The organism is Haladaptatus halobius (genome assembly GCF_020618475.1).
GTDB lineage: Archaea > Halobacteriota > Halobacteria > Halobacteriales > Haladaptataceae > Haladaptatus > Haladaptatus halobius.
The window spans coordinates 764,877-789,555 of record NZ_CP085336.1 but is presented as its reverse complement, the minus strand read 5'-3'; the positions used below and the strand labels follow the sequence as shown (position 1 = coordinate 789,555).

The following is a 24,679-nucleotide window of genomic DNA, read 5'->3' as shown; positions in this document are numbered from 1 at the left end:
TACATAGCATGGGAACTGGTGACAGAATTTCAGACGCGGATATTAGCGGCCCGGTAGTCGACCGGCGAACAACGATGAAATTGCTCGGCGTGGCGGGGATGACGAGCCTGGCCGGTTGTTCCGGCGGCGGTGGCGGCGGTGGCGGCGGTGGTGGAACGACCGAAGGCGGCGGAACGACCGACGTCCCCTCGAATAATCAGCGCGGCGGCCGACTGAAAGCCGGATGGTTCACCGGGAGCATCGACGTACTCGATCCCCCGTTCATCAGCGTCGGACAGTACTTCCAAGTGGCCGCGAACGTGTTCAGCGGTCTCGTCACGCTGAAAAAGGATCTCACGATTCGGGGCGATTTAGCGAAAGATTGGCAGGTCAGCGACGGCGGCAAGAAGTTCACGTTCAATCTCCGGAAGGGCGTGAAGTTCCACAACGGGACGGAGTTCACGGCGGACGACGTGAAGTACACTATCAACCGGACGATTTCGGAGGAAACCCCCGCCGCCTCGAAGCTGGAATCGCTCAAGGCGGTCGATAGTGGCGGCGTCGTCGTCAAGGACGACCACACCGTCGAACTCACCTTCAAAGAACCGATGGCCCCCGCGCTCGTCTACCTCACGCGCGGCCCGGGCCGCGCGGCGACCATCGTCAACAAGGAGGCCATCGAGAAGATGGGCGCGAAGAAGTACAAGGTGACGCCGGTCGGCACCGGTCCGTTCCAGGTGAAACAGCACAAGGTCGGCTCCGGCATCACGCTCGAAGCGTTCGACGACTACTTCGAGAAAGACAGCGAGGGTAACGTCTTACCGTACTTAGACGGCATTGACATCAAGCCGATTCCGGAACCCGCGACGCTCGTAAACGCGCTTCGGAGCGGCGACATCGACTTCGCCAACCTCGTTCCGCTGGAGAACGTGAAGAAGGTCGAGTCGGCCAGCAGCGTCTCGAAACTCGAAGCGCCGGGTATCAACTGGTACGGATTCGCCATGAACCAGCGCCGGAAGCCGTTCGACTCGAAGAAAGCCCGCATAGGAATCGCCAAGTCCATCGACAATCAGGCGTTCGTCGACGCGGCGTACTTCGGCAACGCCCTGCCCGACACCGGCCCCATCAACAAGGCGACGAACTGGGTGTGGCGCGACGACAAGCCGAAAGACCAGAAGTACGACCCGGAGAAGGGGAAGAAGCTCATCGAGGAGGCGGGCGCCAAGGGCGCGTCGTTCCACATCCTGACGACCAAGAGCAGCCTCCGCGGCGCGAAGGCGATGCGCCAGCAGTTGAACAAGGCGGGGTTCAACGTCAGCATCGAACAGGTGACGAGTTCGACCTACTGGGAACGCTACGAGAAGGGGAACTACGACACCACCATCAGCGGAAGCGTCGGCGACCCCGACCCCGACCAGTCGCTGTGGAACTTCTATCGCAAACCGGACGACGGCGGCGTCTGGAACTGGATAAACTACTCGGACGACAAGACACACAACCTGCTGGCGAAACAGCGCAAGGCGCTCGACAGAAACCAGCGCAAGAAGGTGCTCCAGCAATTGGAAGACCACCTCATCGCGGAGGTGCCCCACGCCTACCTGATGCACCAGAACGACATCGCCGCGAAACGGTCGAGCGTGAAGGGGTTCACCCACATCCCCTTCATGCGGAACTTCCACAGCACGTGGGTAGAGAAATAGATGCGCCGGTACGTCGCAAAACGATTCGCGCACGCCGCGTTCATCATGTGGCTGGTGGCGACCACGGTGTTCTTTGGTCTCCGACTGATTCCGGGCGGGCCGGTTCGAACCATGCTCGGACAGGAGGCAACCCCGAAGGCGGTGGCTGCGCTCCGCGCGAAACTGGGCCTGAACAGGCCCCTGTACGTCCAGTACGTCGACTGGCTGGTGGACATGCTTACGCTAAACTTCGGCGACAGCCTCAGCACGGGCCAGTCCGTCACCACGCTCGTCGGACAGGCCGCGCCGAGAACGCTCTCCATCGCCGTCATCGCTATCGTCGTCGGCCTCGGCGTCGCCGTTCCGACGGGAATCGTCAGCGCGACGCGCAAAGGCGAGGGCGTCGACTACGTGGCGACCGTCGCGGCGTTCCTCGGCGTTTCGATGCCCGCCTTCTTCGTCGGCATCCTGCTGGCGCTCGTGTTCGGCGTCTGGCTGAGCGTGCTCCCCGTCTACGCGTACGTCCCCCTGAGCGAAGGGGTGGTACCGTGGTTCAAACACGTCATCCTCCCCGGCATCGCGGTCGGACTACCCTACGCCGCCGTAGTGATGCGGATGATGCGTTCCTCACTGTTGGAGGTGCTGAACGAACCGTACATGCGCACCGCCCGAGCGAAGGGCGTCAGCGGTCGCGTGATGCTCTACAAGCACGCGCTCCAGAACGCGCTCATCCCTGTGGTCACCGTCGCGGGCATCCAACTCGCGCTGGTGCTCGTCGGCAGCGTCACGGTCGAGATCGTCTTCGGCATTCAGGGGCTCGGTCGTCTACTCGTGGATTCGATGCTCGACAGGAACTACCCGGTGACGCAGGCGGTCATCCTCATCGTCGCCGCCGTGATGGTGTTCACGAATCTCGCGGTGGACTTGGTCTACACCGTCATCGACCCGCGCATCGGCTACGGGGGTGAACGATGACGGAACACGGCGAACCGGGCGTCGGGCCGAATACGCCCGCCGAACCGGGGCCACCCGACGTACCGCCGGAGTACCGGGAAGAAGAGCGCTACGAGGAACACAAATCGACTCGCCAGCGACTCGTAGAGGGCATCCTGCGCGACCGGATGGCGCTGTTCGGTGCCGTCGTGGTCGTCCTGTTCGTCCTCACGGCGGCGTTCGCGCCGTTCGTCGCGCCCCACGACCCCGACGCGACGTTCGGATTCATGAAGGAACCGAACGCGTACTCGGAGGGCAACTACGATCAGGACGCGGGCACCGAGCGCGTCTGGCACCCCCTCGGGACGGACTCGTTCGGCCACGACATCCTCTCCCGGATCATCTACGGCGCGCGCGTCTCGCTTCTGGTCTCGCTGGCGACCGTCGCGGTAGCGTTCTCGCTCGGCACGTCCATCGGCCTGCTCGCCGGCTTTTACGGCGGGTGGATCGATAGCGTGCTGATGCGCTACGTGGACTTCCAGTGGGCGTTCCCGGAACTCATCCTCGGGGTCGGCATCATCGCCATCTCCGGTGGATTGGGCGTCACGAACGTCGTCATCGCCATCGGAATCGCGTACATCGACGACTTCGCCCGACTGGTCAGGGGTGAGGTACTGTCGCTCCGCGAGGAGGAGTACGTCATGGCCGCCCGCGCCATCGGGATGACCGACCGGCGCATCATGACCCGCGAGATACTGCCGAACGCGGTCGCGCCGCTCATCGTGCAGGCGACGCTGATGATTCCGCTCGCCATCCTCGCGGAGGCGGGCCTGTCGTTCCTCGGGTTGGGCGTCAAGCCGACGACGCCGACGTGGGGACTCCTGCTGTCCGACGGGCGACAGTTCATCGGCGAAGCGTGGTGGATAAGCGTGATGCCGGGCCTCGCCATCATGGTGACGGTGCTCGCGTTCAACATGTTCGGCGACGGCCTGCGCGACATCTTCGACGTGAGCGAAGGGGAGGTCGAGAGCCGATGACCCTGCTCGAAGTCGACGGACTCCACACCAGATTCCCGACGCCGAGAGGCACGGTCGACGCGGTGAACGAAGTCGACCTGCGAATCGAATCGGGCGAAATCGTCGGTCTCGTCGGCGAGTCGGGGTCGGGCAAGAGTGTCCTCGCCGAGAGCGTCATGGGCATCGTCGAAGAGCCGGGCGAAATCGCGGCGGGCGACATCCGACTCCACGGCGAATCGCTCCTCGACTTGCCCGAGCCGGAGCGCCGCGAGATTCGGGGCGGTACCGTCTCGATGGTGTTCCAAGACCCGATGAACAGCCTCAATCCGACGCTGACCGTCGGCGAGCAGGTAGCCGAGATGATTCGGCTCCACCAGCCGGTCGGCGAGTCGGTGAGTCTCCCGGCGGAGATAAAGCGCAAAATCGTCGGGGCGGCGAAGAACGGCGAGGCGTGGCGCAAAGCCATCGAGATGCTGGAGAGCGTCGAGATTCCCGAACCCGAGAGCCGCGCGACCGACTACCCCCACGAGTTCTCCGGCGGGATGCGCCAGCGGGCGATGATCGCGATGGCGCTCGCGGCGGAACCCGACCTGCTCATCGCGGACGAGCCGACGACCGCGCTCGACGTGACGATTCAGGCCCAGATTCTGGACGAACTCCGCGACCTGAAAGACGCCTTCGACACGGCCATCCTGCTCATCACGCACGACCTCGCGGTCGTCGCGGAGGTCTGCGACCGCGTGAACGTGATGTACGCCGGGGAGATAGTCGAACGCGCGGAGGCGGACGCGCTGTTCCGCAATCCCCAACATCCCTACACCCAGGGACTCATCGCCAGCACGCCCCAACTCGACGCGCCGACGGACGAACTCGAACCCATCGAGGGTAACGTCCCCGACCTCATCGACATTCCATACGCCTGCCACTTCGCGCCGCGGTGCCCCGAGTCGAAGCGCGAGTGTTACGAGATTCACCCCGACTTCCGCCCAGTGGGGGAGTCGACCGGGTATCGCGGTCAGTCGCGCGGCGACGAGAACGAGGGTCATGTCGCGGCGTGCCTGCGCCGCGGTCCCGAGGAGGAGCAATTATGAGCATGCAGACGACGAGAACCGACCAACGTACCGACGAGAAACCGTTGCTCGACGTGCGGGGGTTGAAAAAACACTTCGACCAGTCGGGGGGCGTCCTCGACAGGCTCGTCGGCGACTCGGCCGACGTTCGAGCCGTCGACGGCGTAGATTTGACCGTCCGCGAGGGTGAGACGCTCGCCGTCGTCGGTGAGTCGGGCTGCGGCAAGAGCACGCTCGGACGGACGATACTCAACTTACACGACGCAACGGCGGGATCGGTGCGCTACCGCGGCGAAGATATCACGGGACTGCCCGCGAAGGAGATGCGACCCTACCGCCGAAAGCTCCAGATGATCTTCCAAGACCCGCTTGCGTCGCTGAACCCGCGCCAGACGGTCGGCGAGATCGTCACCGCCCCGATGGAGGTTCACGACGTCGGCGCGGACGACGAGGAACGCTTGGAGCGGGCGAAAGACCTGCTCGGGCGCGTGGGGCTGAAACCGGGGCACGTCGAGCGCTACCCCAACCAGTTCTCCGGCGGACAACAACAGCGCGTCGGCATCGCACGCGCGCTCGCGCTGGAACCCGAACTCGTCATCGCGGACGAACCCGTCTCGGCGCTGGACGTGTCGGTGCAGGCTCAGATCCTCAACCTGCTCGACGACCTCCAGGAGGAGTTCGGCCTCTCGCTGGTGTTCATCGCCCACAACCTGAGCGTCGTGCGTCACGTCGCCGACCGCGTCGCGGTGATGTACCTCGGCGAGATAGTCGAGATCGCGCCGGTCGAACGGCTGTTCGACGACCCGCAGCATCCGTACACCAAGTCGTTGCTCTCGGCGGTTCCGCGCATCGACCCGGGCGATAGGGACGAGCGCATCATCCTCGAAGGGACGGTTCCCTCGCCGATGAATCCGCCCTCGGGCTGTCGCTTCCACACTCGGTGTCCCGTCGTGATTCCGCCGGACGAGTGGGCCGGTACGGAAGAGGGCTTCCGAGACACGTTTGTGTTCCGGAACCGCGTCCTGTCGGGCGAACTCGACCCAGACGCGGCGAGAAATCGCCTACAAGCGGAGGGTCGCGGAACCGACGACGAGACCGTCGCGTCCTACCTCGTCGAACAGTTGCTCCCGCGCGACCCGGCGGAACTCCCGCCGAACGCCGCTGACGCCGTCCGCGAGGCCGCCGCCGCGCTGGCGGCCGAGAACCGCGAGCGGGCGGAAGAGGTGGTCTCGGAGGCGTTCCCCTCGCCCTGCGAGCGCGAAACGCCGCCCGACGTAAAAGCGGCGAACGGCCACATCGCCGCCTGTCACCGGGTCGAACCGAACGATTCGACGTAGTCGACCCCGTCGAAATCGCTCGGCGTCGTCGGATACCGGGCGTCCTCGAAATCAGGGTGTTACGGCAGAAACGCGTCCCCGCCTTATTTTCTGGCACGTATCGGTAACACGTTCGGTAACAATCGTTTTGCGCCGGGACGACGAGTGCCGAGAGGGGGTAGACAGGACGACCATGACCGCCGAAGAAATCGAAACGCTCGCTCGCCGCATGCAGCAAGACGTGTGGAACGAAAGGAACTTAGACGCGATAGACGAACTCCTCGCCGAGGATTTCGTCCAGCACTCCACGTGGGGGCCGTCGAAGGTTCGCGGCCGCGAGGAGTTCAAACGACAGGTCGCGGCGTTTTACGAGGCCTTCCCCGACTTGGAAGGAACCGTAGACGAGGTAATCGCCGACGGCGACAGGGTCGCCAATCGGTTCACCATGCGCGGAACGCACGAGGGCGAGTTCATGGACATCGAACCGACCGGAAACGCCGTCGAACTGACGGGAACGATATTCGCCCACGTCGAAGACGGGAAGATCGCGGAGCGGTGGGTCGTTGACGACATCCTCGGCTTCTTGCAACAGCTCGGTGAAATCTCCGACCGATAGTCGTTTCCGGCGTTTCGACCGGTCACCTAATCGAAGATTCGCTCCTTCGACTCCTCACTGAATCCGCCGCTCGCGTTCTTCGCGGTCTCGTAGACGCGTCTCAGTTCCGCTATCGGCTCGTCGTGGGCGTCGACTCGCAGGTCGTGGTAGGCGGTCGTTTTCGGGGCTTTCACCCGCACCACCGCCGAGGTGTGACCGCGCTTGTCGCCGCCCGCCTCCTTTCCGGCGGCGAGCGTGTCGACCAGTCGGGAGACGAGGTCGCCGTCGCTTTCCGCGAACGTTTCGACCAGCGCGTCGAGCGTCTCCTCGCCGACCAGCATGTTTCCCGCGATGGTGACGCCGCGCTCCTCGTGAACTCGGTGGCCGAACCAATCGTCGCAGCCGTCGCCGGAGAAGGCGTAGGCGTTCCCTCGCGCGTCAAGCCCGTGAACCTGTCTGAGGTCGCTGTGGTCGTCCTGTTCGAGTAGCCCGTCCAGCGCGTCGTCCACGGCGAGGTCGGGCAGGAGCGCGACACCTCGCCTCCCGAGACGAACGTTGACGAAGCTCTGCGTGCTGATGACGCCGTCGTGGCTGATGCAGGGTGCGAGCGCGCCGACCGCCGGGGCGTCGGTGGCGACCGCCACTCCAAAGCTGGTGCCCTCGTCCGACTCCTCGCGGACGCAGATGGAGAACGTCATGCGTTCCGGATTCGCGCGCTCCTCGATAAGCCCCACACCGGAACTATTTGGTGGGTGTTTTAGGGTCGTTTCCGAGTACGTTACGGTATGCCGAAACCCGACCTAGACCGGTTTACCTCCCGTCGTTCGACCGTCTACGCACCAAATGGAATCGTCGCTACCAGTCAACCGCTCGCGGCGCAAGCGGGCGTCTCGATTCTCGAACGAGGGGGGAATGCCTTCGACGCCGCCGTCGCCACCGCCGCGGCGCTCAACGTCGTCGAACCGACGAGCACTGGACTCGGGGGCGACGTGTTCGCGCTCTACCGCACCGCGGACGGCGAGGTCGGCGCGATGCGAAGCTGCGGCGGCGCGCCGAGCGAAGCGACCGTCGAAAACGTCCGCTCCTCGGTGGGGGCCCGTCCCGATAGCTCGAAGTGGTATCCGAGCAATCGGGGCTACGCGGTCGACGAGGACGCGACCGACGACCTCGAGATGCCGTTTCTCGGCCCGCACGCCGTGACCGTCCCGGGCACCGCGCGAGGCTGGGAAGCAACGGTACGGCGGTTAGGTCACCTGTCGCTCGGCGACGTGCTGCAGCCGGCGATCGAGTACGCGACGGACGGCTACCCCGTGTCGGAGGTCATCGCGTCCCACTGGACGGGAGCCGAAACCCTCTTCGAAACCGACAACGCCCGCGAGGCGTACCTGAAAGACGGTCGCGCCCCCGGCGCTGGCGAGACGATGGCGCTTCCTCGCCTCGGCGAGAGTCTCCGGAAGATATCGGAGGAAGGCGCTGACGTGGTGTACGAGGGCGACATCGCCGAACAGATCGCCGAGGAGGTTCGGTCGCACGGCGGCTTCATGACGGTGGACGATCTCGCCACCTTCGAACCCGAGTTCCTCGACCCGGTTTCGACGATTTACGGCGGAGCCGAAATCTTCGAACTCCCGCCGAACAATCAGGGTCTCATCGCGTTGGAGGCGCTCAATATCGCTGACGAACTCGGCGCGGGCGACCATCCTGTCGACTCGCCGGAGCGCATCCACTACTTCGCGGAGGCGATGAAGCTCGCCTTCCACGACGGGCACCGCTACATCACCGACCCGGAGTACGAGGAGGTTCCGCCGCTCGCGTCCGAAGAGTGGGCGCGCGACCGAGCGGCAGGCGTCGACGAGACGGCGAACCATGACGTGTCTTTTGGCGTCCCCAATGCGAACGCGGAGGACGCGGACACCGTCTTGCTCTGCGTCGCCGACGGCGAGGGCAACGTCGTCTCCTACATCAACTCCCGGTTCGCCGGGTTCGGGTCGGGGCTGGTCGCCGGCGACACCGGCATTGCCCTCCAGAATCGCGGGGCGTCGTTCTCGCTTGACCCCGACCATCCGAACCGCCTCGAACCCGGAAAGCGTCCGTTCCACACTCTGATTCCCGCGTTGGCTCGATTCGACGCGGACGACTGGGCCGCCTTCGGCGTGATGGGCGGGTACATGCAACCGCAGGGTCACGTCCAACTCGTCTCGAACGTCGTGGACTACGACATGCCCCTACAGGCCGCGCTCGACCGTCCGCGGTGGCGCTATCGGGAAGACGGCACACTCGGCGTCGAGGGTCGGATGGCCGGTAACCTCTCGACGAAACTCGCGCGAAAAGGTCACGACGTGCGCGTGCTTCCGCCGTCGCTCTTCGGCGGCGCACAAATGGCGAGAAACGACGGCGGCGTCCTCTCGGGCGCGACGGAACCGAGGAAAGACGGAACGGCCGCCGGGTACTGAACCACCACCGGAGACCGAATTATCGTTCGTTTCAGTCTTCTTCAGTTTCGTCACCCGCTTCGCTTTCCTCGTCTCCCTCGTGCTCCGTTTCCTCCGCGGAGCTACCTGGCGTATCGTCGATCTCTATCTCCATCGGCCCTTCGTCGGCGCGTCCGAGGTCTTCGAGTTCCTCGCGAAGGTCGGGTTCGCCCCCGCGACGCTTCCCGAAGAAGTAGCCGGCGATGAACGAAAATCCGATCAGTAAGAGCATCCGAAGTCCGGACCCCGAACTACCGTTCTCCGCTTCTCGTTCCACGTCTGTCGTGTCGTCCAACATGGTGGTTCGTTTGCGAGAGAGTGACTTTTCCGTTGCGGTCGGCGAAGGAGGGTTGGTACGTTCGACGCCGAAACGCCGTGACTTCGTCTCCACGTCGAACTGCTGGAAAAACCGAAGTCGGGCCGGGGAAACCCCGAACCCCCCGAAACTCGCTTAGACTTCCGCGTCGGCTTCGACCGCGGAATCGCCTTCGGTCTCCGCGGACGACCCGGACTCCTGCATCTCGCGGAGTTCGGTTTCGACTTCTTGTCGTCCTTTCTTGAACTCACCCATGGCTTCGCCCGTCGAGCGCGCGAGTTTCGGAATCTTGTTTGCACCGAAGAGGAGTACTGCGATGAGCAGAATCACCGCGAGCTCCATCCCACCGGGAATCGGCCCGAACAGCGGAATCATTTCAACTACCATCTGTGGTAAATCATCGTAGGTGGTCATTTATAGGCTTTTTGCCCCGTGCCAGAAGTTGTCATGGGGTCGCACTCGCGCCGATTCACGTGTGCCGGGTTTCGCCTCGGCGTTCCACGAACTCGACCACTGCCTCGGTTCCCCGAAAGCCGTCGGCCATCCGCCCGACGAGTTCGCCGTCCTCGAACAACAGGAGGGTCGGGACGCTTCGGATGTCGTACCGCTCCACGAGCGAGAGGTCGTCGCCGGGGTTCACCATCACGACCGTGGCGTCGGTCGCGCGCGCCACGTTTCCGACCACCGGTTCGATGGCTCGACAGAGCGCACAGCCCTTCGTGTAGCAATCGACCAGCACGAGGTCGCGTTCGGCGACGACGCGGTCGAGTTCGTCGCCGCCTTCGACTCGAAGCGGTTTTTCGAAACGGTCGCCCACGCTTTGTATGGGTTCTCGCCGCATTTGGGACGTTCGCTTTCGCACGCGTCGACGCTCGTCCGACGAAGAAACGCGACCGATTCGGTTCGCGGGTGCGCTACCGATTCAGGTGTGTCGCTCGATTTCCGCGCGTAGTTTCTCCGCCATCTCGCTCTTCCCCTCGTTCGTGAACGAGAGTCGGGTCATCCGTTCGTCCAAATCGGTCATCTCGGAGAGGAGGCCACCGCGGCGGTCGACTTCGAGGTTCACGTCGAGTCGGTCTTCGGACTCGCTGGGGACGACTTCGAGTTCGTCCAACTTTCCGGAGAACGGCCCGGAGCGTGGGACGAACTCCATCTCCTGAACGAATTGCTGGCCCGAGAACAGACCGCCAGGTGCCGACTCGCACTTCGCGGTTCGGAGCGTGAATCCGAGCGAGTCGAAGGCATCGAAGAGGGTGGCGAGCCGCGGGCCGGGGTCGATCTGCACCGGGTCTTCGTCGTCGGGGTCGACCGCCCACTCGATGTCGAGGCCGGTTTCGAGCCAGACGTTCGTGCGCCCGACCGTGACGGGTGCGTCGATGGGTACGTCGATGGTGATGGGGAACGTCTTCTCCTCGTCCGGGCCGACGGTGAACGGCTCCGCGACTTGGAACTTGTCGATGACGCCCGTCTTGGTGCTGTCGTCCGTCTCGTACCGGATCAGCAGCGCGAAGTAGATGGCGTCCACTTCCTGTTCGGTCGAGCCGCCTTCGACGTGAACCTCGAAGTCGACCGACTCGCCGGCTGTCAGCGTGGTCTTCGGGAGGATGGTGTCGACGCGGGCGGCACCGATTCCGACGCGGGAGAGGATTCGTTTCATCCCGGCGGTTATTTCGTCCATTTGCGATATAAGTTTTCCCGCCGCGCCGTGCTATCGTTCGACACAGTTTTGTGTCCCGCCCGCGCGCGTTTTGGCGGATGACCGACCCTGCCCCCGAGTCCGCCGCCCGCGAGTATCTGCTCGACGCGCACGAGGAGACGGTCGCCTCGGTTCTGCGGTGTGCCGACAGGGTCGCCGGAACGTGGGAAGCCGACGCGACGACCGACCGTGAGGCGATCGTCGAACCCCTTTCGCGCCAACTGCGCGAGACGGGGTTGCTGGCGCGTTTTCCGGACGTTCTCTCCGGGGCGGTGTCCGCCGCCGGACTCTCGATGCGCGCGACGCCGGTTCCTGCGCCGCCGTACGTCACCGTGACCGGTCGCGGGCCGATGCTCCGCGCGACCGTCTCGGCGGGTCGGCTGGTCGTTCTGCTCCGCGCGTTCGACGTGATTCGTGAGGGTGAGACGTGCTACGTCCGCGGGCCGGACGACCTTCGAGCCGCGGTTTCGGTCGATTTCGTGTAGCCGGGGTAAACTGTAGCGGTCGCCGAACATCCGGGTACAAATCAAACATTCTGACAAAAAATTTAATCCGGTGATAAGGATATAATCGTCTCGTGCCACCGAGTACCAGACGACAGGTTCTCGCAAGTGCGGGTGCGCTCCTCTCGGTCGGTGTCGCCGGCGGAGACACCGCTTCGAGGGATTCCCACCCCGAACCGCTCTCCGACGCCCCGCGTCCGGACGACCTACGAAATCGGTTCTTGGCGCGCGAATCACCGGTCGAAACCGTCGCAACGAATCTCGAAGTTCCATGGGGTACCGACGTTTCCTCCGACGGGACGCTCTACTTCACGGAACGTCCGGGGCGCGTCAACCGCCTCGGTTCCAATGGGGTCGAACTGCTCGCCGAAATCGACGATACGTACGCGGTCGGCGAGGGCGGTTTGCTCGGCCTCGCGCTTCATCCGAATTTCCCCGCCACGCCGTGCCTGTACCTCTTCCAGACCTATGAGGACGACGGAATCGTACAGCGCATTCTCCGATACCGTCTCTCCGGCGGTGAACTGGAGCGCGCGGCCGTCGTCTTCGACGACATCCCCGGGGCGAAACGACACACGGGCGGTCGTCTCGCGTTCAGGCCGGACGGCGACCTCTACGCCTCGGTCGGCGACGCCGACGAGGCAGAGAAGGCGCAGAATCCCGAGACGCTCCACGGGTCGATTCTGCGACTCGACGCTGACGGGTCGGTTCCCGATTGCCGCGGGCCGGTGTTTAGCTACGGCCATCGGAATCCCGAAGGCCTCGCGTTCCATCCCGACACGAGGGCGTTGTACAGCACCGAACACGGCCCGGACACGGACGACGAAATCAACTACATCGAACGCGGGAACAACTACGGCTGGCCGGTCGTGACCGGGAAGAGCGAAAATCCGTCGTTCACCGACCCCCTCGCGTCCTACACGCCGACCATCGCACCTGCGAGCGCGGCGTTCTACGACGGTGCGTTCTACTTCGGAACACTCGCGGGCGAACACCTCCACCGAGTCACGTTCGGCCCGGACGGCCGAACGGTCGAGTCCGACGACCGACTGTTCGAGGGCAAGTTCGGTCGCGTCCGGAGCGTCCTCGACGGCTCCGACGGTCTCTACTTCGTCACGAGCAACCGGGACGGACGGGGAACTCCGGCGGATGACGACGACAGGATACTCCGATGGACGCCTTAAGGCGGTTCGACACCCACGGTACCCGCCGCACCGCCGGCCAGCGCGCCCTCCAGCGCGAACAGGAGTCCAAATAGCGCGGGGAGCACGATGGCGATTTGGGCGTCGTACGCCGCGGCCAGTTCCGACGGGATGCCGCTCGTCGCGATTAGGTAGTTCAGCCCCCAGATCGCGCCGACTTCGCTTCCGGGCGTCGTCATGGTATGGCGGAGGACGAGCGCGAGCGCGCCGCCGCCGACCCCTCCCGCGAGAAAGCCGTGCAGAAGGCCCGAACGCCAGTCGCCCCCTGCGAACCACCCGGCGGTGTATCCTCCCGCCAGTCCGGCCATCAGGAGCGCCAGCGCCGCGGTTACTCGAACGCTTTGGGGAAGCGGGATGGTCGCACCGGCGAGCACTGCGAGGAGTTGTATCAGTACGCCCGCACCGACCGCTTCGAGACGCATACTCCGCGCTCGGTGCGTGACGCGGGAAGATGTTTCGGCTCTCTGCCCACCGCTTCGACTCCCACTCTTAAGCCACTGCTCGGCGTATCGCGCCCATGGCGCAGGAACTCGCGGACGGGGTCTGGCTGCTCGAACTCGCGGTTCCCGTCGTCGGAGCGAACGCCTTTCTCGTGGACGACGGCGAGGTGACCCTCGTGGACGCGGGCCTGCCCCGGTTTGGGGTACGCCGCGAACTTCGGGACGCCGGGTACGACCCGAAAGCTGTCGACCGAGTGCTCGTCACCCACTACGACGTAGACCACGTCGGCGGTCTCCGAGACCTCCCCGACCTCGACGCGCCCGTCTTCGTCGGCGAGCGCGACGCGGCCCTTCTCTCTGGCGCGTACGACCCGCCGCTGCTCCACCACAAAGGCGCGTTCCATCGTCTCTCTCGCGTGCTCGTGCCGATACCCGCCCGCTTCGGCGTGCACCCGCTCGAAGACGGTGCGCACATCGGCGGATTCACGGCCTACCACACCCCCGGTCACAATCCGGGGCACACGGCGTACGTCCACGACGAACTCAGCGTCGGTCTCCTCGGCGACCTCGTCTGGGGGCGCGGCGGCGCGCTGACGCCGCCGAAGTGGTGGGATTCGTACGACACGCGCGAGATTCGGCGGAGTATCCGACGATTCACTCGGTCGGTGCCGTCCGTCGAGATACTCTGTCTGGGTCACGGAAGGCCGATCCGCACAGGCGGTTCGGAGGCGCTTTCTACGCTTGCGAATCGAGTGTGACGCTCTCCGATCACGTCATCCCGTCCACCGTTTCGTTCACTCGTCTCTCCCTCGGATTCCACCCGAAAGAGACAACATCTCTACACAATAATCACTATCCTGTGCGTCCAATCACGACACGAAGTGGAATGGGGATACGATATCTCGTCACCGGAGCGACCGGCGCACTCGAAAATGCCGCCGTCCAACGACCGCTCGAATCGAATCCGAACGACCGACTCCGCATCTTCGTCCGAGGCGAGCGACGCACCGTCGCGCGGTGCCGGAGGGCCGAGCGGTGACGGTGCTCTGGAACCGACGTTCCCGCGCGGTGTTCGCCGCGATAACTCTGGGTTTCGGCGGGTACGCCTTCGCCGCCGTGGTCGTCCTGCTCGCCGCGCTCGCGCTCGTCGCAGTCGGGATTCCCGTCCTCGACCAACCCTCGCTCCTCGTCGCCGTCTCGGTGGTGATGGGACAGGGCGTCGCGTTCGGCCTGTTCGCGCTGGCGTACCTCCGGTACACCGGCCGAAGTCTCGACTACGTCAAGATGCGCGTCCCGACGCTGCCCGACTTCGGCTGGGTCGTCGGCGGGTTCGTCGTCTTCTACGGCGGTCTCATCGCGGTGTCGCTCGTGCTCACCACCTTCGGAATTCAGTCCGCGCAGAACGAACTCACGAGACTCGGCGAGCAAGACCCGCGGGTCTTCTTGCTCCTGATTCCGCTCTCGTTCCTGCTCATCGGCCCGGGCGAGGAGCTGCTCTACCGGGGCGTCGTGCAGGAACGACTCCGCGAATCGTTTGGACGCTGGCCCGCCATCGCGCTGGCAAGTCTCATCTTCGCGTTCGTCCACGTCTTCTCCCTGCAGGGTGCGGGGAAGCTCGTCTACCTCGGCATCCTCTTCGTCCTCTCGCCCGTACTAGGCGCGACCTACGAGTACACTCGAAATCTCGTTGTTCCGGCGCTGATCCACGGCGCGTTCAACGCCCTCCAGTTCGGACTGGCCTACCTGATGGTGACCGGTCAGCTTCCGTCGTGAGGTAATCGGTTCGGTCGCTCGGCATCGCCGCGGCGCTAGCGGTTGCGTTTCCATCGCAGAATTTGAAACTCCGAGTAGCCCCCGTATGCGATCTCCAGCGACCCCATCCACCAGTTCCACTTCTCGGGAAGCAGGAGGTCGTCCGGCGCGTCGCGCAGGTTCGACACGACCGCCTCCGCGGACAGTTTGACGCCCGCGTCGGCGCGGTACCGCCTGGAATCGGAGAGGTCGCCCGCCTGCCGGACGACCACCCGGCGCTCCCCGTCCGGCGCGTCGAACGCCTCGCACAGTCGTCGGTCGAGTTCGGTCGCGTCCATTTAATATCGTGCTCCCCGTCGCATCACCCATGCCCACCGTCTTCGCCGTGGACGAGTACGAGGCACAGGAGTACGACGGCGTGCTCGTACAGGAACACGCCGTCGTCTGTCTTAACGATGACCCGCCGCTCGCGCGCGTCATCCCGTTCGAGAAGGTGAACCACGTCGACGCCGACCCCGACCTGCTCCTCACTGACTCGGAAGTCCCCGATTCGTTCTTCGGCGGCGCGGAGTACGCCTTCGTGGATGTCTCGAAATTCGACCGAATCCAGCTCCATCTGGAGGATATCGAGCGAGAGCAGTACTGACGACCACCTTAACTTCCGACGAAAAATGGTTTTTCACTGTCCATTGTGATTTTCCGATAACGTTCGTGTGTTTGAATGATTTAGTTAATTAAATTTAGATGGGTAAAATAGTGACACATGGCCTATGAGCCGAAACAGAATTGCAACCCAGTTGGAACGGCATCCGAAAATGATCGGCTTCTTCTTCGCGGTCGGATTGTTCGTGGCACAGGCAGGAAGTGTGGCGGCAAACGTCGGTGAAGCCTGTGCTGGCCCTTGATTACAACTCACCTTCAAGTAATTCATTGCTCCATTGAAGTTTCTCATTAAATTTTATGGGGATCGTTTCAAGCCTGAGATAGTCCTGAAGCTCTTCTGAGTTAAGGATGAAAGTGTCGATTTCTCCTGATGTCAAGTACCTCGTATTATCCTCTGTAATGTGCGTTGCCAGTAAGGACCCGAGACCGAAGTGAGGAAGAGGATAAACTCGAACAGAAACCGAGTATAATCCTGGCTTCAGTCGATTAATTTCTGGATAGGTAGCTGCCCCACTTTCGTTTTGCACAAGCATTATCCCACCATCTCCGACCGTGATGTACCGATACCCGATCGAAACCTGCTCCTGCGCAATCGACAGCGCGACCCGGAGAGGAAATCCGCAGTTCAAGAGCCGAGCGAGCGGTTTTCCGACCTTCGTCGCGATCCGGTTCGCCACCTCCGAGAGCGTGACGACGCCGCCGAAGCTTCCTGCGTCGACCAGCGCCTCACCCTGTTCGTAGGAGCGACAGGCGTTCAGGAGGAAGGCTTTCACCCGCACGTCCGAGAGCGTCCGGGCGTCGAGGTAGCCGTCGGAGCAGCGCATCCCATTGATGTCGACGTGGCCGATGTAGTGCAGGAAATCCGAGGGCGCGGCGAGCAGTTCCCGCAGTTTGTCGGTCGTGAGGTTGTAGTGGAGGTTCACGTCGAACTGGAGCAGGTCGCGCAGGCCGTAGTGTTCGACCACCGCGCCCTCCTCTTGCATCAACTCGTCGTTGCAGACTATGTGAATCTCGATGTGATCCTTCTCGGAGGGTTCGCGCTCCAGTCGCCTGCGCTGGGAGGTCGCCGTGACCTTGTTCGCGCCTAGGGGGTAGCCCTCGCCGACCCACGCGTGTTCGACCGTCCCCGGCGGGTCGGGCTTGAAGATGTTCTCCACCACCTCCTGCTCGCCCGCGCTCCGAACGAAGTCGTCACCTACGGCGTGAGCGTCCCGGAAGAACTCCTCTTGCGCTTTGAGCGTCGGCACGACGTTCATCTCCGTGGGATTCGGCGGACAGCGCACGAGCGCGAGGTCGTTGGCGACGAACGGGAGGATGTTACAGTGCTCGGGAATCGGCGTCACGTCGGTCGTCAAATTCCACTCCGGAACGAAGCCCCGAATCGTCTCGAACGGAACGTCGAGGTAGGTTTCGAGTCGCGCCGGGAGCGACGCGTCGTACAACTCGCCGAAGTCGACGTCGACTAGCGGTTCGACCTGCCGACGCTCGTGTAAGTCCACCTGATAGTACCCCTCCGTCCGGGTCAGGCAGTCGAAGAAGAAGGACTGTTGGAGCGTCCTGTGAACCGTCGTTTCGTACCCGTCCGGCCCGTCGAGGTCATACTCGAACCCGTCCGCGACGAGGCGCGGCGATCTCCCGGGAACCAGCTCCGCTCCGAGATAGTACGCGAGCGGCGCGGCGGGGTAGACGTACTCCTGCTCCGGCGGGAGCACCAGTTCGACCTCTGTGTCGGGCCGGACGAGCCCCTCCGGCGCGTCGAACTCGTCGCCGAGTTCCACGAGCGGCGGGTGGCCGCGGAGGGTGGGAAACGACCGCTCGGAACTGGTCGTCTTCAGCGCCGACCCGAACAGCGACACTGCGCGCATCACGTCGCGCATATCCTCCGTCGTCCTGATGGTGCCCGCCGGACGTTCGTGGAACGACCGCGTGCCGACTCGGAGAGCGACGGTGTCGTCGAACGACAGCATCACCGCCTGATCGCCGTGTTCGATGGTGAGTGTGCTCTCGATGGCGAGATACAGTTTCATCGGAGCCGTCGTCAGTTCGAGCAAGTAGGCGTTCGGCTCGAGATGCGCGTCGGTGCGATCCGCGTTGTCCGTGACGAACGTCCCCGTCTGCGTCCGAACGAAGACGTTCCCTAGCTTCGGAATCTCCACGCCGCTCGTCTCGACGGTGACGGCGTCGTCCACCGGAAAGTAGAACTCCTTGGGGTTCGTTTCGCGCGGCGTCACGGCGTCGTCCGTGTACAGCGCGAACCGGGCGTTCTCTATCGGATCCGTTATCAGCAGTCCGGCTCGGTCGGGGTGAGCGATGACCTGTGAGTGCATGCTAAAGCTTGGTCCAGATGGTCGTGATGTCGTGCCGCGGGACGTGCCATCGTTGTTCCGCGGCCAGCGTATCGCGCTTCCGCAGTTCGATTCGCGCGTCGAACAGCGGCGATAACTCCTGCACCGTCGCCGAATCGTCCGGCAGCGGCAGGTGGACGTGTCCCATGCCACGAACCCCGCGGACGAGCGCAGCGACCGTCCGGAGGAACCGCTCCGTCGGGGAAAGGTCGTTCGCTTCGAGCATATACTCCAGCGAGTCGATGCTGACCCTGAGTTCGGCGGGGTCGAGTCCCTCGGCTACATCGTCGAAGTAACCCACCGCCTGCACGAGTTCCTGCCTGAGACGGTTGAGTTCGCTCCCCTCGTCGGCCTTCGGGAGTTCGATATCGTCGGCGGTCGATGGTATTGCTCGGTCGATTCCACACGGGTCGATTATCCACACGTCCGGGGCGTTTCGCTTCACCCCCGACGGCAGACAGTCGTCGATGTGCTCCGACGTGGCATCGGTGAACGCGAGCAGGCGCTTGCGGCCGCAGTTCGGGTCACCGAGCAAACGCTTCGTCGCTTTCGCCGTGACGTGTTCCGGCACCTCCCCCGTTATCAGCAGGGCACAACCCTGTCGTTTCAGCTCCCGTAACGCGGCGTCGAGGTCTCGCACCCCGTCGCTTCGATCCTGTGCCTGCGCGAATGACATCCTTACTGGTAATTAGAACAATAATAATAAAGCTCTTACTACTGTCGAAATAGATGTTCGAAATCGCGTCGCGTTTGAGTCACCGTCTCTCCGCCACACCGAGAGAGGTACGCGAGCGACGGGCAGTCACCCCGCGAGCGCCCGTTCGATACCTCTCTCAATTCGCTCGGCGTCGGGGAGGTACGCGCTTTCCCGAGCGAAGAAGGGGTACGGCACGTCGTACCCCGTCACGCGCTGGACGGGTGATTCGAGGTAGTAGAACGCCTCGTCGTTGATTCGGGCGACGATTTCTGCCCCGACGCCGAGCGTTCGCGGCGCTTCGTGGACGACGACGCAGCGCCCCGTCTTCTTCACCGACTCGACGATGGCGTCCGAATCGAGCGGCGAGATGGTTCGAGGGTCGACGACTTCGACGCTGGCATCGACGCTCGTCGTCGCGTCCAGCGCCGCTCGGCGCATCGATCCCCACGCGACGACGGTCACGTCCTCGCCCGACTGCACGACTTCCGCCTCGCCGAGGGGCACGACGTGGTCGCCTTCCGGCACCGACTCGCGCATCGCGCGGTAGAGCCGAGTCGGTTCGAAGAACACGACAGGGTCGGGATCGCGTATCGAGGCCGTTAGCAGTCCCTTCGCGTCCGCCGGGGTCGCCGGAACGACCACCTTGAGGCCGGGAATGTGTGCGAACCCCGCCTCGAAGCTCTCGGAGTGGTGTTCGAGCGCTCGGATACCGCCGCCGTAGGGCGTCCGAATCGTCATCTGGCAGTTGTACCGACCGCGGGTGCGACTGCGAATCCGCGCGGCGTGCTGTTGCAACTGGTGGAACCCCTGATAGATGAAGCCCTGAAACTGTATCTCGGGAACCGGATTCATCCCCGCCGCCGCGAGTCCGACACCCATCCCGACGATGGCCGACTCGGCCAGCGGAACGTCGTGCACTCGCTCGGGAAACTCGTCGATGAGGTCTTGGGTCGCCCGGAAGACGCCGCCGTCGACGCCGACGTCCTCGCCGTAGACGACCATCCGATCGTCGCGTTCCATCTCCTCGCGCAAGGTCGTCCGAATCGCCTCCACGAGGCGTAGTTCATTCGCCACGCTCGAACGCCTCCCGTTGTCGCTCGATGGTCGGTGGCGTCTCCGCGAAGACGAACTCGAACATGTCGGCGTACTCTACCGTCGTCTCTCGCACCGCCTCGATGGCGTCCGCGAGTTCGTCCTCGATTTCGGCGTCGATCCCTTCGACGTCGTCCGCCGAGAGGACGCCTTCGCTTTCGAGGTACCGCTGGAAGCGAAGGATGGGGTCGAGCGTCTCCCACTCGCGTTCCTCGTCCTCGGTTCGGTAGACGGAAGGGTCGTCCGCCGTCGTGTGCATCGACCGCCGATAGGTCATCGCCTCCACGAAGACGGGGTCGCCGCCCCGCGCGCTCTCGATGGCGTCGGTGACGACCGAGTAGACGCCCAACACGTCGTTCCCGTCGACCTGCACGCCTTCGATGCCTGCGGCTATCGCCTTCTGCGCCAGCGTCTCTGCGCGGGTCTGTTTCGTCCGCGGCGTCGAGATGGCGTACTGGTTGTTCTGGCAGACGAAGACGACCTGCGCGTCGAGCGCACCTGCGACGTTCGTCGCTTCGTACACGTCGCCCTCGCTGGTCGCCCCGTCGCCGAAGAACGTCAGTGCGACGCTGTCCGCTCCGCGAATCGTCTCCGCCCACCCAATTCCCGCGGCGTGGAGGGCCTGACTCCCGACCGGAATCGACGGCGGCAGTTCGCGGTGTCCCTCCGGAATCTCCGCCCCCTCTTCCATCCCCATCGCGTACTCGAGGATCGCTTCGGGCGGTATCCCTCGCGCCAGAAACCCGGCCTGTTCACGGAACGAAGGTACCATCCAGTCTCGGTCGGTGAGCGCCATCGCGCTCGCCACCTGCGTTCCTTCCTGCCCGATACCCGGCGCGTACGTTCCGATCTCCCCGCGCCGCTGGAGGGCGATGGCTCGCTCGTCCAGTCGCCGCGCGCGTTTCATTTGCCGGTACATCTCTCGAAGCTGGTCGTCGCCGATATCTGGCACGAAATCCGTATCGACCGTCCCCTCCGCGTCCAGCGCTTGGACGAAATCGATATCGAACTCCGCGACCCGGTTTCGCGGCATGACACCGTCGTACGACGGCCTCCCACTTAGGTTGAACTGCCGCCTCCGTCCTCGTCGCTCTCGGTCGGTGGAACCGACTCGATACCGTCCTCTTCATTCTCGCCTTCGTCGCCTTCGTTCCCGTCCTCGTCTTCCCTTCCGACACCTCCGCTCTCGGTTTTCCCGCCCCTTCTTTCTCTTTCGGGCGAGTTACCCGCCTTCTCGGTCGCGTCACCCTCGTTCTCCGTTCCGTCGTCGTTCGTCCCGGACGCTTTCTCACGTCCGGCGGGTGGCGTCGAAATCGGCTCCCCTCGAATCAGTTTCGGGAGGACGATTCGGCCGAACTGGACGAGCAGGACGAGCAACAGCGGGCCGAGGAAGATGCCGTACCAGCCGAACAGGAGCGGTCCGAAGATGTACGCGAACAGCATCAGTCCGCCGTGCAGTTCGCGGTCGGTCAAGTACGGTCGAACGGCGACTTCGGTTACGCGGTCGACGACGACCGCGAAGACGAGGACGACCGCGATCGGAAACCAGAGGGAGACGACCCCTCGACCGAGGGCGCGGGCGACGAGGTACGCCGTCACCGGGAGGTAGACGAGTTTCGTCCCGACGACCGGGACGAGGCTGGCGATACCCGTGAGCAGGCCGAGCAACGTCGGGAGGGGGATGGAGAGGCCGGGCGGCGCGACGAAATCGGCGATATTGAACGCCACGGCGGCGACGAGCGTGACGACGAACGCGTTCAGGATGCTCCCGAAGTACACGGTCCGGAGGTTGCTGTCGACCGCCGCCGCGTAGGCGTAGGCGGTGCTCCGCTCGTCGGCGATGTCGCGGACGAACCACCGAGCGAGTCTGTCGTCGTCCCGAAGAAGGTAGAACGCGAGCGCCAGCGCGACGAACAACTGTAAGAGCGCGGTTCCGAACGCGGCGAGCGCGTTCACGACACCCCCGAGCAGTTCCGGGCCGCCGAAGCGGACCCACTCTTCTCGGTTCGCACGGACGAAATCGAGCATCTGCTGTGGGCGCAGCCGCAGCGAGGAGAGGTCGAGGTAGGGTCGGAGGACGCCCTCGTACTCCGCCAGCGGTTCGCCCGCGATGGCGGCGACCTCCGACGCGCTGACCGCGATCGCGTACGCGACGAGGACGACGACCGGGAGCGCGACCGCCAGCAGCGCTGCGGCCGCGGCTACCCCCGGAAAGTCGAGCCGCCGCGCCATCCTCTCGTACACCGGTCGCGTCGCGTAGTACATGAACAGGCCGAGCACGACCGTTCCGACGAACGCGTAGAGGACGAACAGCACCGCGATACCCAAGACGCCTCCGACGACCCACCACGCGAGACGCGACCGACTCCGCGGCAGTCCCAGTTCCCCGCCCATACCGTCCGTACGCGATTCGAAGGTAAATCACTCGGGGCGGGTCGCGTGGTCAGAACGACTGTAGATTCTCCCCCGACCGCGAGAGGGGGATTTTTACCTCTCCCGCGCGACGTGAAGGCCGATGCCGAACGTCTTCGCGGAACGAACTCGACGATGTCGACGGCGACTCCGAGCGGTCGACGCGGACGCGGCCGTCCTGTTTCCGAGCACGAACCTCTTTTACGTCTCCGAATTTCGGGAGCACCCCGGCGAGCGACACCTCCTCCTGTTCGTCCCGGCCGACGGCGACCCCGTGTTCGTCGTTCCGGACATGTACGGCGAGCAGATAGCCGACGAGTCGTGGGTCGCGGACGTGCGAACGTGGAGCGACGGCGACGACCCCCTCGACCTCGTCTCCGCCGTCGCCGACGACCTCGACCTCCGCGGCGGGCACCTGCTCGTGGACGACACGATGTGGGCGCTGTTCACCCAAGACCTGCGGCGCGCCCTGCCGGAGGCGACCTTCGGCCTCGCCGGCGAAGTGCTCGAACCCCTCCGGATGCGGAAAGACGAATCGGAGATCGAGACGCTCAGCCGCGCCGGCGAACTCGCGGACGAGGTCTGCGTCGAAATCCGAAAACTCGGCGAGGACGCCATCGGGATGACCGAGCGCGAACTGGCCGGGGAGATCGAAACTCGCCTCGCCGAGGCGGGCGGCGAGGAACCGGCGTTCGACACCATCGTCGGCTCCGGCCCGAACGGCGCGAAACCCCACCACGGCCACGGCGACCGGCGAATCGACTACGGCGACCCCGTCGTCCTCGACTTCGGCGCGTTCGTGGACGGTTACCCCGGCGACCAGACCCGAACCGTCGTGTTCGCCGGAACGCCGCCCGAGGAGTTCGACAGGGTTCACCGCGCCGTCCTCGACGCGCAACGGGCGGGCGTCGAGGCGGTCGAACCCGGCGTCACCGCCGAATCGGTCGACCGCGCCGCGCGCGAGGTCATCGAGTCGTACGGCTACGGCGAGCAGTTCATCCATAGAACCGGCCACGGCGTCGGGCTGGACGTTCACGAAGGCCCGTACATCGTCTCCGGCAACGACCGCGAACTCGAACCCGGCATGGTGTTCAGCGTCGAACCCGGTGTCTACCTCTCCGGCGAGTTCGGTGTCCGAATCGAGGATCTGGTGGTCGTCACGGAGGACGGCCGCGAGCGACTGAACGATTCCCCGCGGACGTGGCGGGCGCTCTGAACGGCGTCTCACCGCGTTCGAAGCGCACACAGCGCGGCGACTCCCGCACCGAGTGCGAGTCCCGCGGCGACGAGGAACGTCACCGACCATCCGATATCGAGGACGAGGACGCTCGTCACGGTTCCGCCGAAGATCCCGCCCCAGAGCTTCGCCGTGAGGAGCACCGCGTAGTTCTCCGACGAGTACGCCTCGCCGTAGTACTCACCGACGAGACCCGGCATGATAGCGAACGAGGGACTTCGGAAGAACATGGTGATTCCCGCGAACGCGACGAACGCCCAGTCGAGCGCGAGTCGCCCGGCGACGACGGTCGCGGCGAGCGCGACTCCGCAGAACACCAACGAGATGACTAGCGTTCGCTCGCGCCCGAGCCGATCGGATAGGGTTCCGAGAACGAGAACGCCCATCGCCTGACCCAGCGCGACGAGCGAGGCCGCGGCGGTCGCGGCCGTCGACGAGAGTCCGAGTTGGTTCGCGTACACAACCACTTTCTCGATGAGCATGAGACCGACGCCGTTCACGACGACGAACACGGCGTACAGGAACCAGAACCGACGCGTCCGAACCATCGTTCGCCACGTGATAGCGGAACCGGTTGCGGCGTCCGTTCGAGACGCTCGCACCGGATTCTGCGCGTCCGTATCCGGGTCTCTGAGGATAGCGGCAGCGACGAGCGAGGTTCCCCCTGCTGCGGCGGCCAACACCAATAGCGTGGGGACGTAGGCCGACTCGGCGCCGCGACGGATGAACGGTATCAGGACGAAACTCGTTCCGCTGAACGCCATGCTCACGGCGCCGGTCGCCATCCCCCGCCGCTTCTCGAACCACCGCGATGGCGTGTTCACCGCGATATCGTACACGATTCCGACGCCGGAACCGCCGAGGGCGAACCAGAGGTACAGCGCGGGTAACGTCGGTGCGAGAGCGGCGCCGCTGAATCCGGCGAGGAGCAGAACGCCGCCGACGAAGAGCGGAATCCGCGGCCCCCAGTGGTCGCGTATCCATCCCCCGGGGAAGGCGGTGAGCGTCTGCGCGACGATCAGTATCGAAAATATCGTCCCGGTGGCCGTCTCGGAAGCCCCGGCCTGCGCGCTAAGCGGGCCGCGGATGACCGGCCACGCGTACTGGTACGTTCCCGCCGCCCCCACGGCTACGACGACGGCGGCGACGAACCCCCACCGGGAAGAACGGAGACGATTCCGAGCCATGTCCACCCCGTCTGCAACGACGTACTTCGTCGACGAAAATATAACACGGGGTACAATTACGGACTTCGTTCACGGTGC

The 24,679-nt window shown here is 64.5% G+C and carries 28 protein-coding genes; 15 read left to right on the top strand and 13 right to left on the bottom strand.

The features are described 5' to 3' along the window. Positions 1–8: 8 nt before the first annotated feature. The 6 genes from LIW51_RS20805 (at position 9) to LIW51_RS20780 (ending at position 6,609) form a co-directional block, all read left to right on the top strand. The gene (locus tag LIW51_RS20805) at positions 9–1,679 is read left to right on the top strand and encodes an ABC transporter substrate-binding protein (RefSeq protein ID WP_227376924.1); all 1,671 of its coding nucleotides are present in this window, start codon (positions 9–11) and stop codon (positions 1,677–1,679) included. Further along, positions 1,680–2,633, top strand: a complete 954-nt coding sequence (locus tag LIW51_RS20800) for an ABC transporter permease (RefSeq protein ID WP_227376923.1) — start codon at positions 1,680–1,682, stop codon at positions 2,631–2,633. Beyond that, a complete protein-coding gene (locus LIW51_RS20795; RefSeq protein ID WP_227376922.1) occupies positions 2,630–3,628 on the top strand; it encodes an ABC transporter permease in 999 nt (332 codons plus the stop codon). Before LIW51_RS20800 ends, LIW51_RS20795 begins: the two co-directional genes overlap by 4 nt. Further along, positions 3,625–4,698: an ABC transporter ATP-binding protein gene (locus LIW51_RS20790; protein WP_227376921.1), complete on the top strand. Its 1,074-nt coding sequence runs from the start codon at positions 3,625–3,627 to the stop codon at positions 4,696–4,698. Before LIW51_RS20795 ends, LIW51_RS20790 begins: the two co-directional genes overlap by 4 nt. Beyond that, positions 4,695–6,014, top strand: a complete 1,320-nt coding sequence (locus LIW51_RS20785) for an ABC transporter ATP-binding protein (RefSeq protein ID WP_227376920.1) — start codon at positions 4,695–4,697, stop codon at positions 6,012–6,014. Before LIW51_RS20790 ends, LIW51_RS20785 begins: the two co-directional genes overlap by 4 nt. Positions 6,015–6,186: 172 nt before the next feature. After that, positions 6,187–6,609: an ester cyclase gene (locus LIW51_RS20780; protein WP_227376919.1), complete on the top strand. Its 423-nt coding sequence runs from the start codon at positions 6,187–6,189 to the stop codon at positions 6,607–6,609. 26 nt (positions 6,610–6,635) lie between these two features. On the opposite strand, the gene LIW51_RS20775 is transcribed toward LIW51_RS20780, so the two are convergent. Continuing rightward, entirely contained in the window at positions 6,636–7,286 is a 651-nt protein-coding gene (locus tag LIW51_RS20775; RefSeq protein WP_368411856.1) for a DUF1028 domain-containing protein, read from the bottom strand. A gap of 87 nt (positions 7,287–7,373) precedes the next feature. Between LIW51_RS20775 and LIW51_RS20770 the strand changes: the two genes are divergently transcribed. Continuing rightward, on the top strand, positions 7,374–9,041 hold the full coding sequence (locus tag LIW51_RS20770) for a gamma-glutamyltransferase family protein (RefSeq protein WP_227376917.1): 1,668 nt from the start codon (positions 7,374–7,376) through the stop codon (positions 9,039–9,041). 31 nt (positions 9,042–9,072) lie between these two features. Here the strand turns inward: LIW51_RS20770 and LIW51_RS20765 are convergent, their stop codons facing one another. The 4 genes from LIW51_RS20765 to LIW51_RS20750 form a co-directional block, all read right to left on the bottom strand. After that, entirely contained in the window at positions 9,073–9,357 is a 285-nt protein-coding gene (locus tag LIW51_RS20765) for a hypothetical protein (RefSeq protein ID WP_227376916.1), read from the bottom strand. Between the two features lie 153 nt (positions 9,358–9,510). After that, positions 9,511–9,762, bottom strand: a complete 252-nt coding sequence (locus LIW51_RS20760) for a Sec-independent protein translocase subunit TatA/TatB (RefSeq protein ID WP_255767518.1) — start codon at positions 9,760–9,762, stop codon at positions 9,511–9,513. An 82-nt stretch (positions 9,763–9,844) separates the two neighbouring features. Continuing rightward, positions 9,845–10,192, bottom strand: coding sequence for a thioredoxin family protein (locus LIW51_RS20755; protein ID WP_227376915.1), 348 nt, complete (start codon positions 10,190–10,192; stop codon positions 9,845–9,847). Between the two features lie 105 nt (positions 10,193–10,297). Then, on the bottom strand, positions 10,298–11,032 hold the full coding sequence (locus LIW51_RS20750) for a sporulation protein (RefSeq protein WP_438267407.1): 735 nt from the start codon (positions 11,030–11,032) through the stop codon (positions 10,298–10,300). Between the two features lie 98 nt (positions 11,033–11,130). Between LIW51_RS20750 and LIW51_RS20745 the strand changes: the two genes are divergently transcribed. Then, on the top strand, positions 11,131–11,556 hold the full coding sequence (locus tag LIW51_RS20745; RefSeq protein ID WP_227376913.1) for a DUF7988 family protein: 426 nt from the start codon (positions 11,131–11,133) through the stop codon (positions 11,554–11,556). A gap of 92 nt (positions 11,557–11,648) precedes the next feature. Continuing rightward, on the top strand, positions 11,649–12,758 hold the full coding sequence (locus LIW51_RS20740; RefSeq protein ID WP_227376912.1) for a PQQ-dependent sugar dehydrogenase: 1,110 nt from the start codon (positions 11,649–11,651) through the stop codon (positions 12,756–12,758). On the opposite strand, the gene LIW51_RS20735 is transcribed toward LIW51_RS20740, so the two are convergent. Continuing rightward, entirely contained in the window at positions 12,755–13,198 is a 444-nt protein-coding gene (locus tag LIW51_RS20735) for a hypothetical protein (protein ID WP_227376911.1), read from the bottom strand. The two genes, LIW51_RS20740 and LIW51_RS20735, sit on opposite strands and share 4 nt — an antisense overlap. A gap of 95 nt (positions 13,199–13,293) precedes the next feature. On the opposite strand from LIW51_RS20735, the gene LIW51_RS20730 reads away from it, so the two are divergent. The 3 genes from LIW51_RS20730 to LIW51_RS20720 all read left to right on the top strand — a co-directional run bounded on the left by LIW51_RS20730 (position 13,294) and on the right by LIW51_RS20720 (position 14,989). Further along, complete coding sequence (locus LIW51_RS20730; RefSeq protein WP_227376910.1) at positions 13,294–13,974, top strand: MBL fold metallo-hydrolase; 681 nt, start codon at positions 13,294–13,296, stop codon at positions 13,972–13,974. Positions 13,975–14,102: 128 nt separating this feature from the next. Further along, complete coding sequence (locus LIW51_RS20725; protein WP_227376909.1) at positions 14,103–14,255, top strand: hypothetical protein; 153 nt, start codon at positions 14,103–14,105, stop codon at positions 14,253–14,255. Then, positions 14,234–14,989 (top strand): CPBP family intramembrane glutamic endopeptidase, encoded by a 756-nt coding sequence (locus LIW51_RS20720; protein WP_227376908.1) that lies wholly within the window; start codon positions 14,234–14,236, stop codon positions 14,987–14,989. The genes LIW51_RS20725 and LIW51_RS20720 overlap by 22 nt, the downstream gene beginning before the upstream one ends. Positions 14,990–15,024: 35 nt before the next feature. Here the strand turns inward: LIW51_RS20720 and LIW51_RS20715 are convergent, their stop codons facing one another. Beyond that, positions 15,025–15,306 (bottom strand): WNWW family protein, encoded by a 282-nt coding sequence (locus LIW51_RS20715; protein WP_227376907.1) that lies wholly within the window; start codon positions 15,304–15,306, stop codon positions 15,025–15,027. Positions 15,307–15,335: 29 nt separating this feature from the next. Between LIW51_RS20715 and LIW51_RS20710 the strand changes: the two genes are divergently transcribed. Together LIW51_RS20710 and LIW51_RS38645 are read left to right on the top strand one after the other, a co-directional pair. Further along, positions 15,336–15,614, top strand: a complete 279-nt coding sequence (locus tag LIW51_RS20710) for a hypothetical protein (RefSeq protein WP_227376906.1) — start codon at positions 15,336–15,338, stop codon at positions 15,612–15,614. A gap of 124 nt (positions 15,615–15,738) precedes the next feature. Beyond that, positions 15,739–15,873 (top strand): DUF7503 family protein, encoded by a 135-nt coding sequence (locus LIW51_RS38645; protein ID WP_255767517.1) that lies wholly within the window; start codon positions 15,739–15,741, stop codon positions 15,871–15,873. Here the strand turns inward: LIW51_RS38645 and LIW51_RS20705 are convergent, their stop codons facing one another. From LIW51_RS20705 to LIW51_RS20685, 5 genes are all read right to left on the bottom strand, one after another. Then, a complete protein-coding gene (locus LIW51_RS20705; protein WP_227376905.1) occupies positions 15,874–17,958 on the bottom strand; it encodes a caspase family protein in 2,085 nt (694 codons plus the stop codon). It lies immediately after the preceding gene. Between the two features lies 1 nt (position 17,959). Further along, complete coding sequence (locus LIW51_RS20700) at positions 17,960–18,652, bottom strand: DUF7504 family protein (RefSeq protein ID WP_227376904.1); 693 nt, start codon at positions 18,650–18,652, stop codon at positions 17,960–17,962. A gap of 126 nt (positions 18,653–18,778) precedes the next feature. Continuing rightward, a complete protein-coding gene (locus LIW51_RS20695; RefSeq protein ID WP_227376903.1) occupies positions 18,779–19,747 on the bottom strand; it encodes an alpha-ketoacid dehydrogenase subunit beta in 969 nt (322 codons plus the stop codon). Then, entirely contained in the window at positions 19,737–20,798 is a 1,062-nt protein-coding gene (gene pdhA, locus LIW51_RS20690) for a pyruvate dehydrogenase (acetyl-transferring) E1 component subunit alpha (RefSeq protein WP_227376902.1), read from the bottom strand. Before pdhA ends, LIW51_RS20695 begins: the two co-directional genes overlap by 11 nt. A gap of 26 nt (positions 20,799–20,824) precedes the next feature. Beyond that, positions 20,825–22,159: an AI-2E family transporter gene (locus LIW51_RS20685; protein WP_227376901.1), complete on the bottom strand. Its 1,335-nt coding sequence runs from the start codon at positions 22,157–22,159 to the stop codon at positions 20,825–20,827. Positions 22,160–22,280: 121 nt separating this feature from the next. On the opposite strand from LIW51_RS20685, the gene LIW51_RS20680 reads away from it, so the two are divergent. Then, positions 22,281–23,393: a M24 family metallopeptidase gene (locus LIW51_RS20680; RefSeq protein ID WP_227376900.1), complete on the top strand. Its 1,113-nt coding sequence runs from the start codon at positions 22,281–22,283 to the stop codon at positions 23,391–23,393. Between the two features lie 8 nt (positions 23,394–23,401). On the opposite strand, the gene LIW51_RS20675 is transcribed toward LIW51_RS20680, so the two are convergent. Next, on the bottom strand, positions 23,402–24,601 hold the full coding sequence (locus LIW51_RS20675) for an MFS transporter (protein ID WP_227376899.1): 1,200 nt from the start codon (positions 24,599–24,601) through the stop codon (positions 23,402–23,404). Positions 24,602–24,679 lie beyond the last annotated feature (78 nt).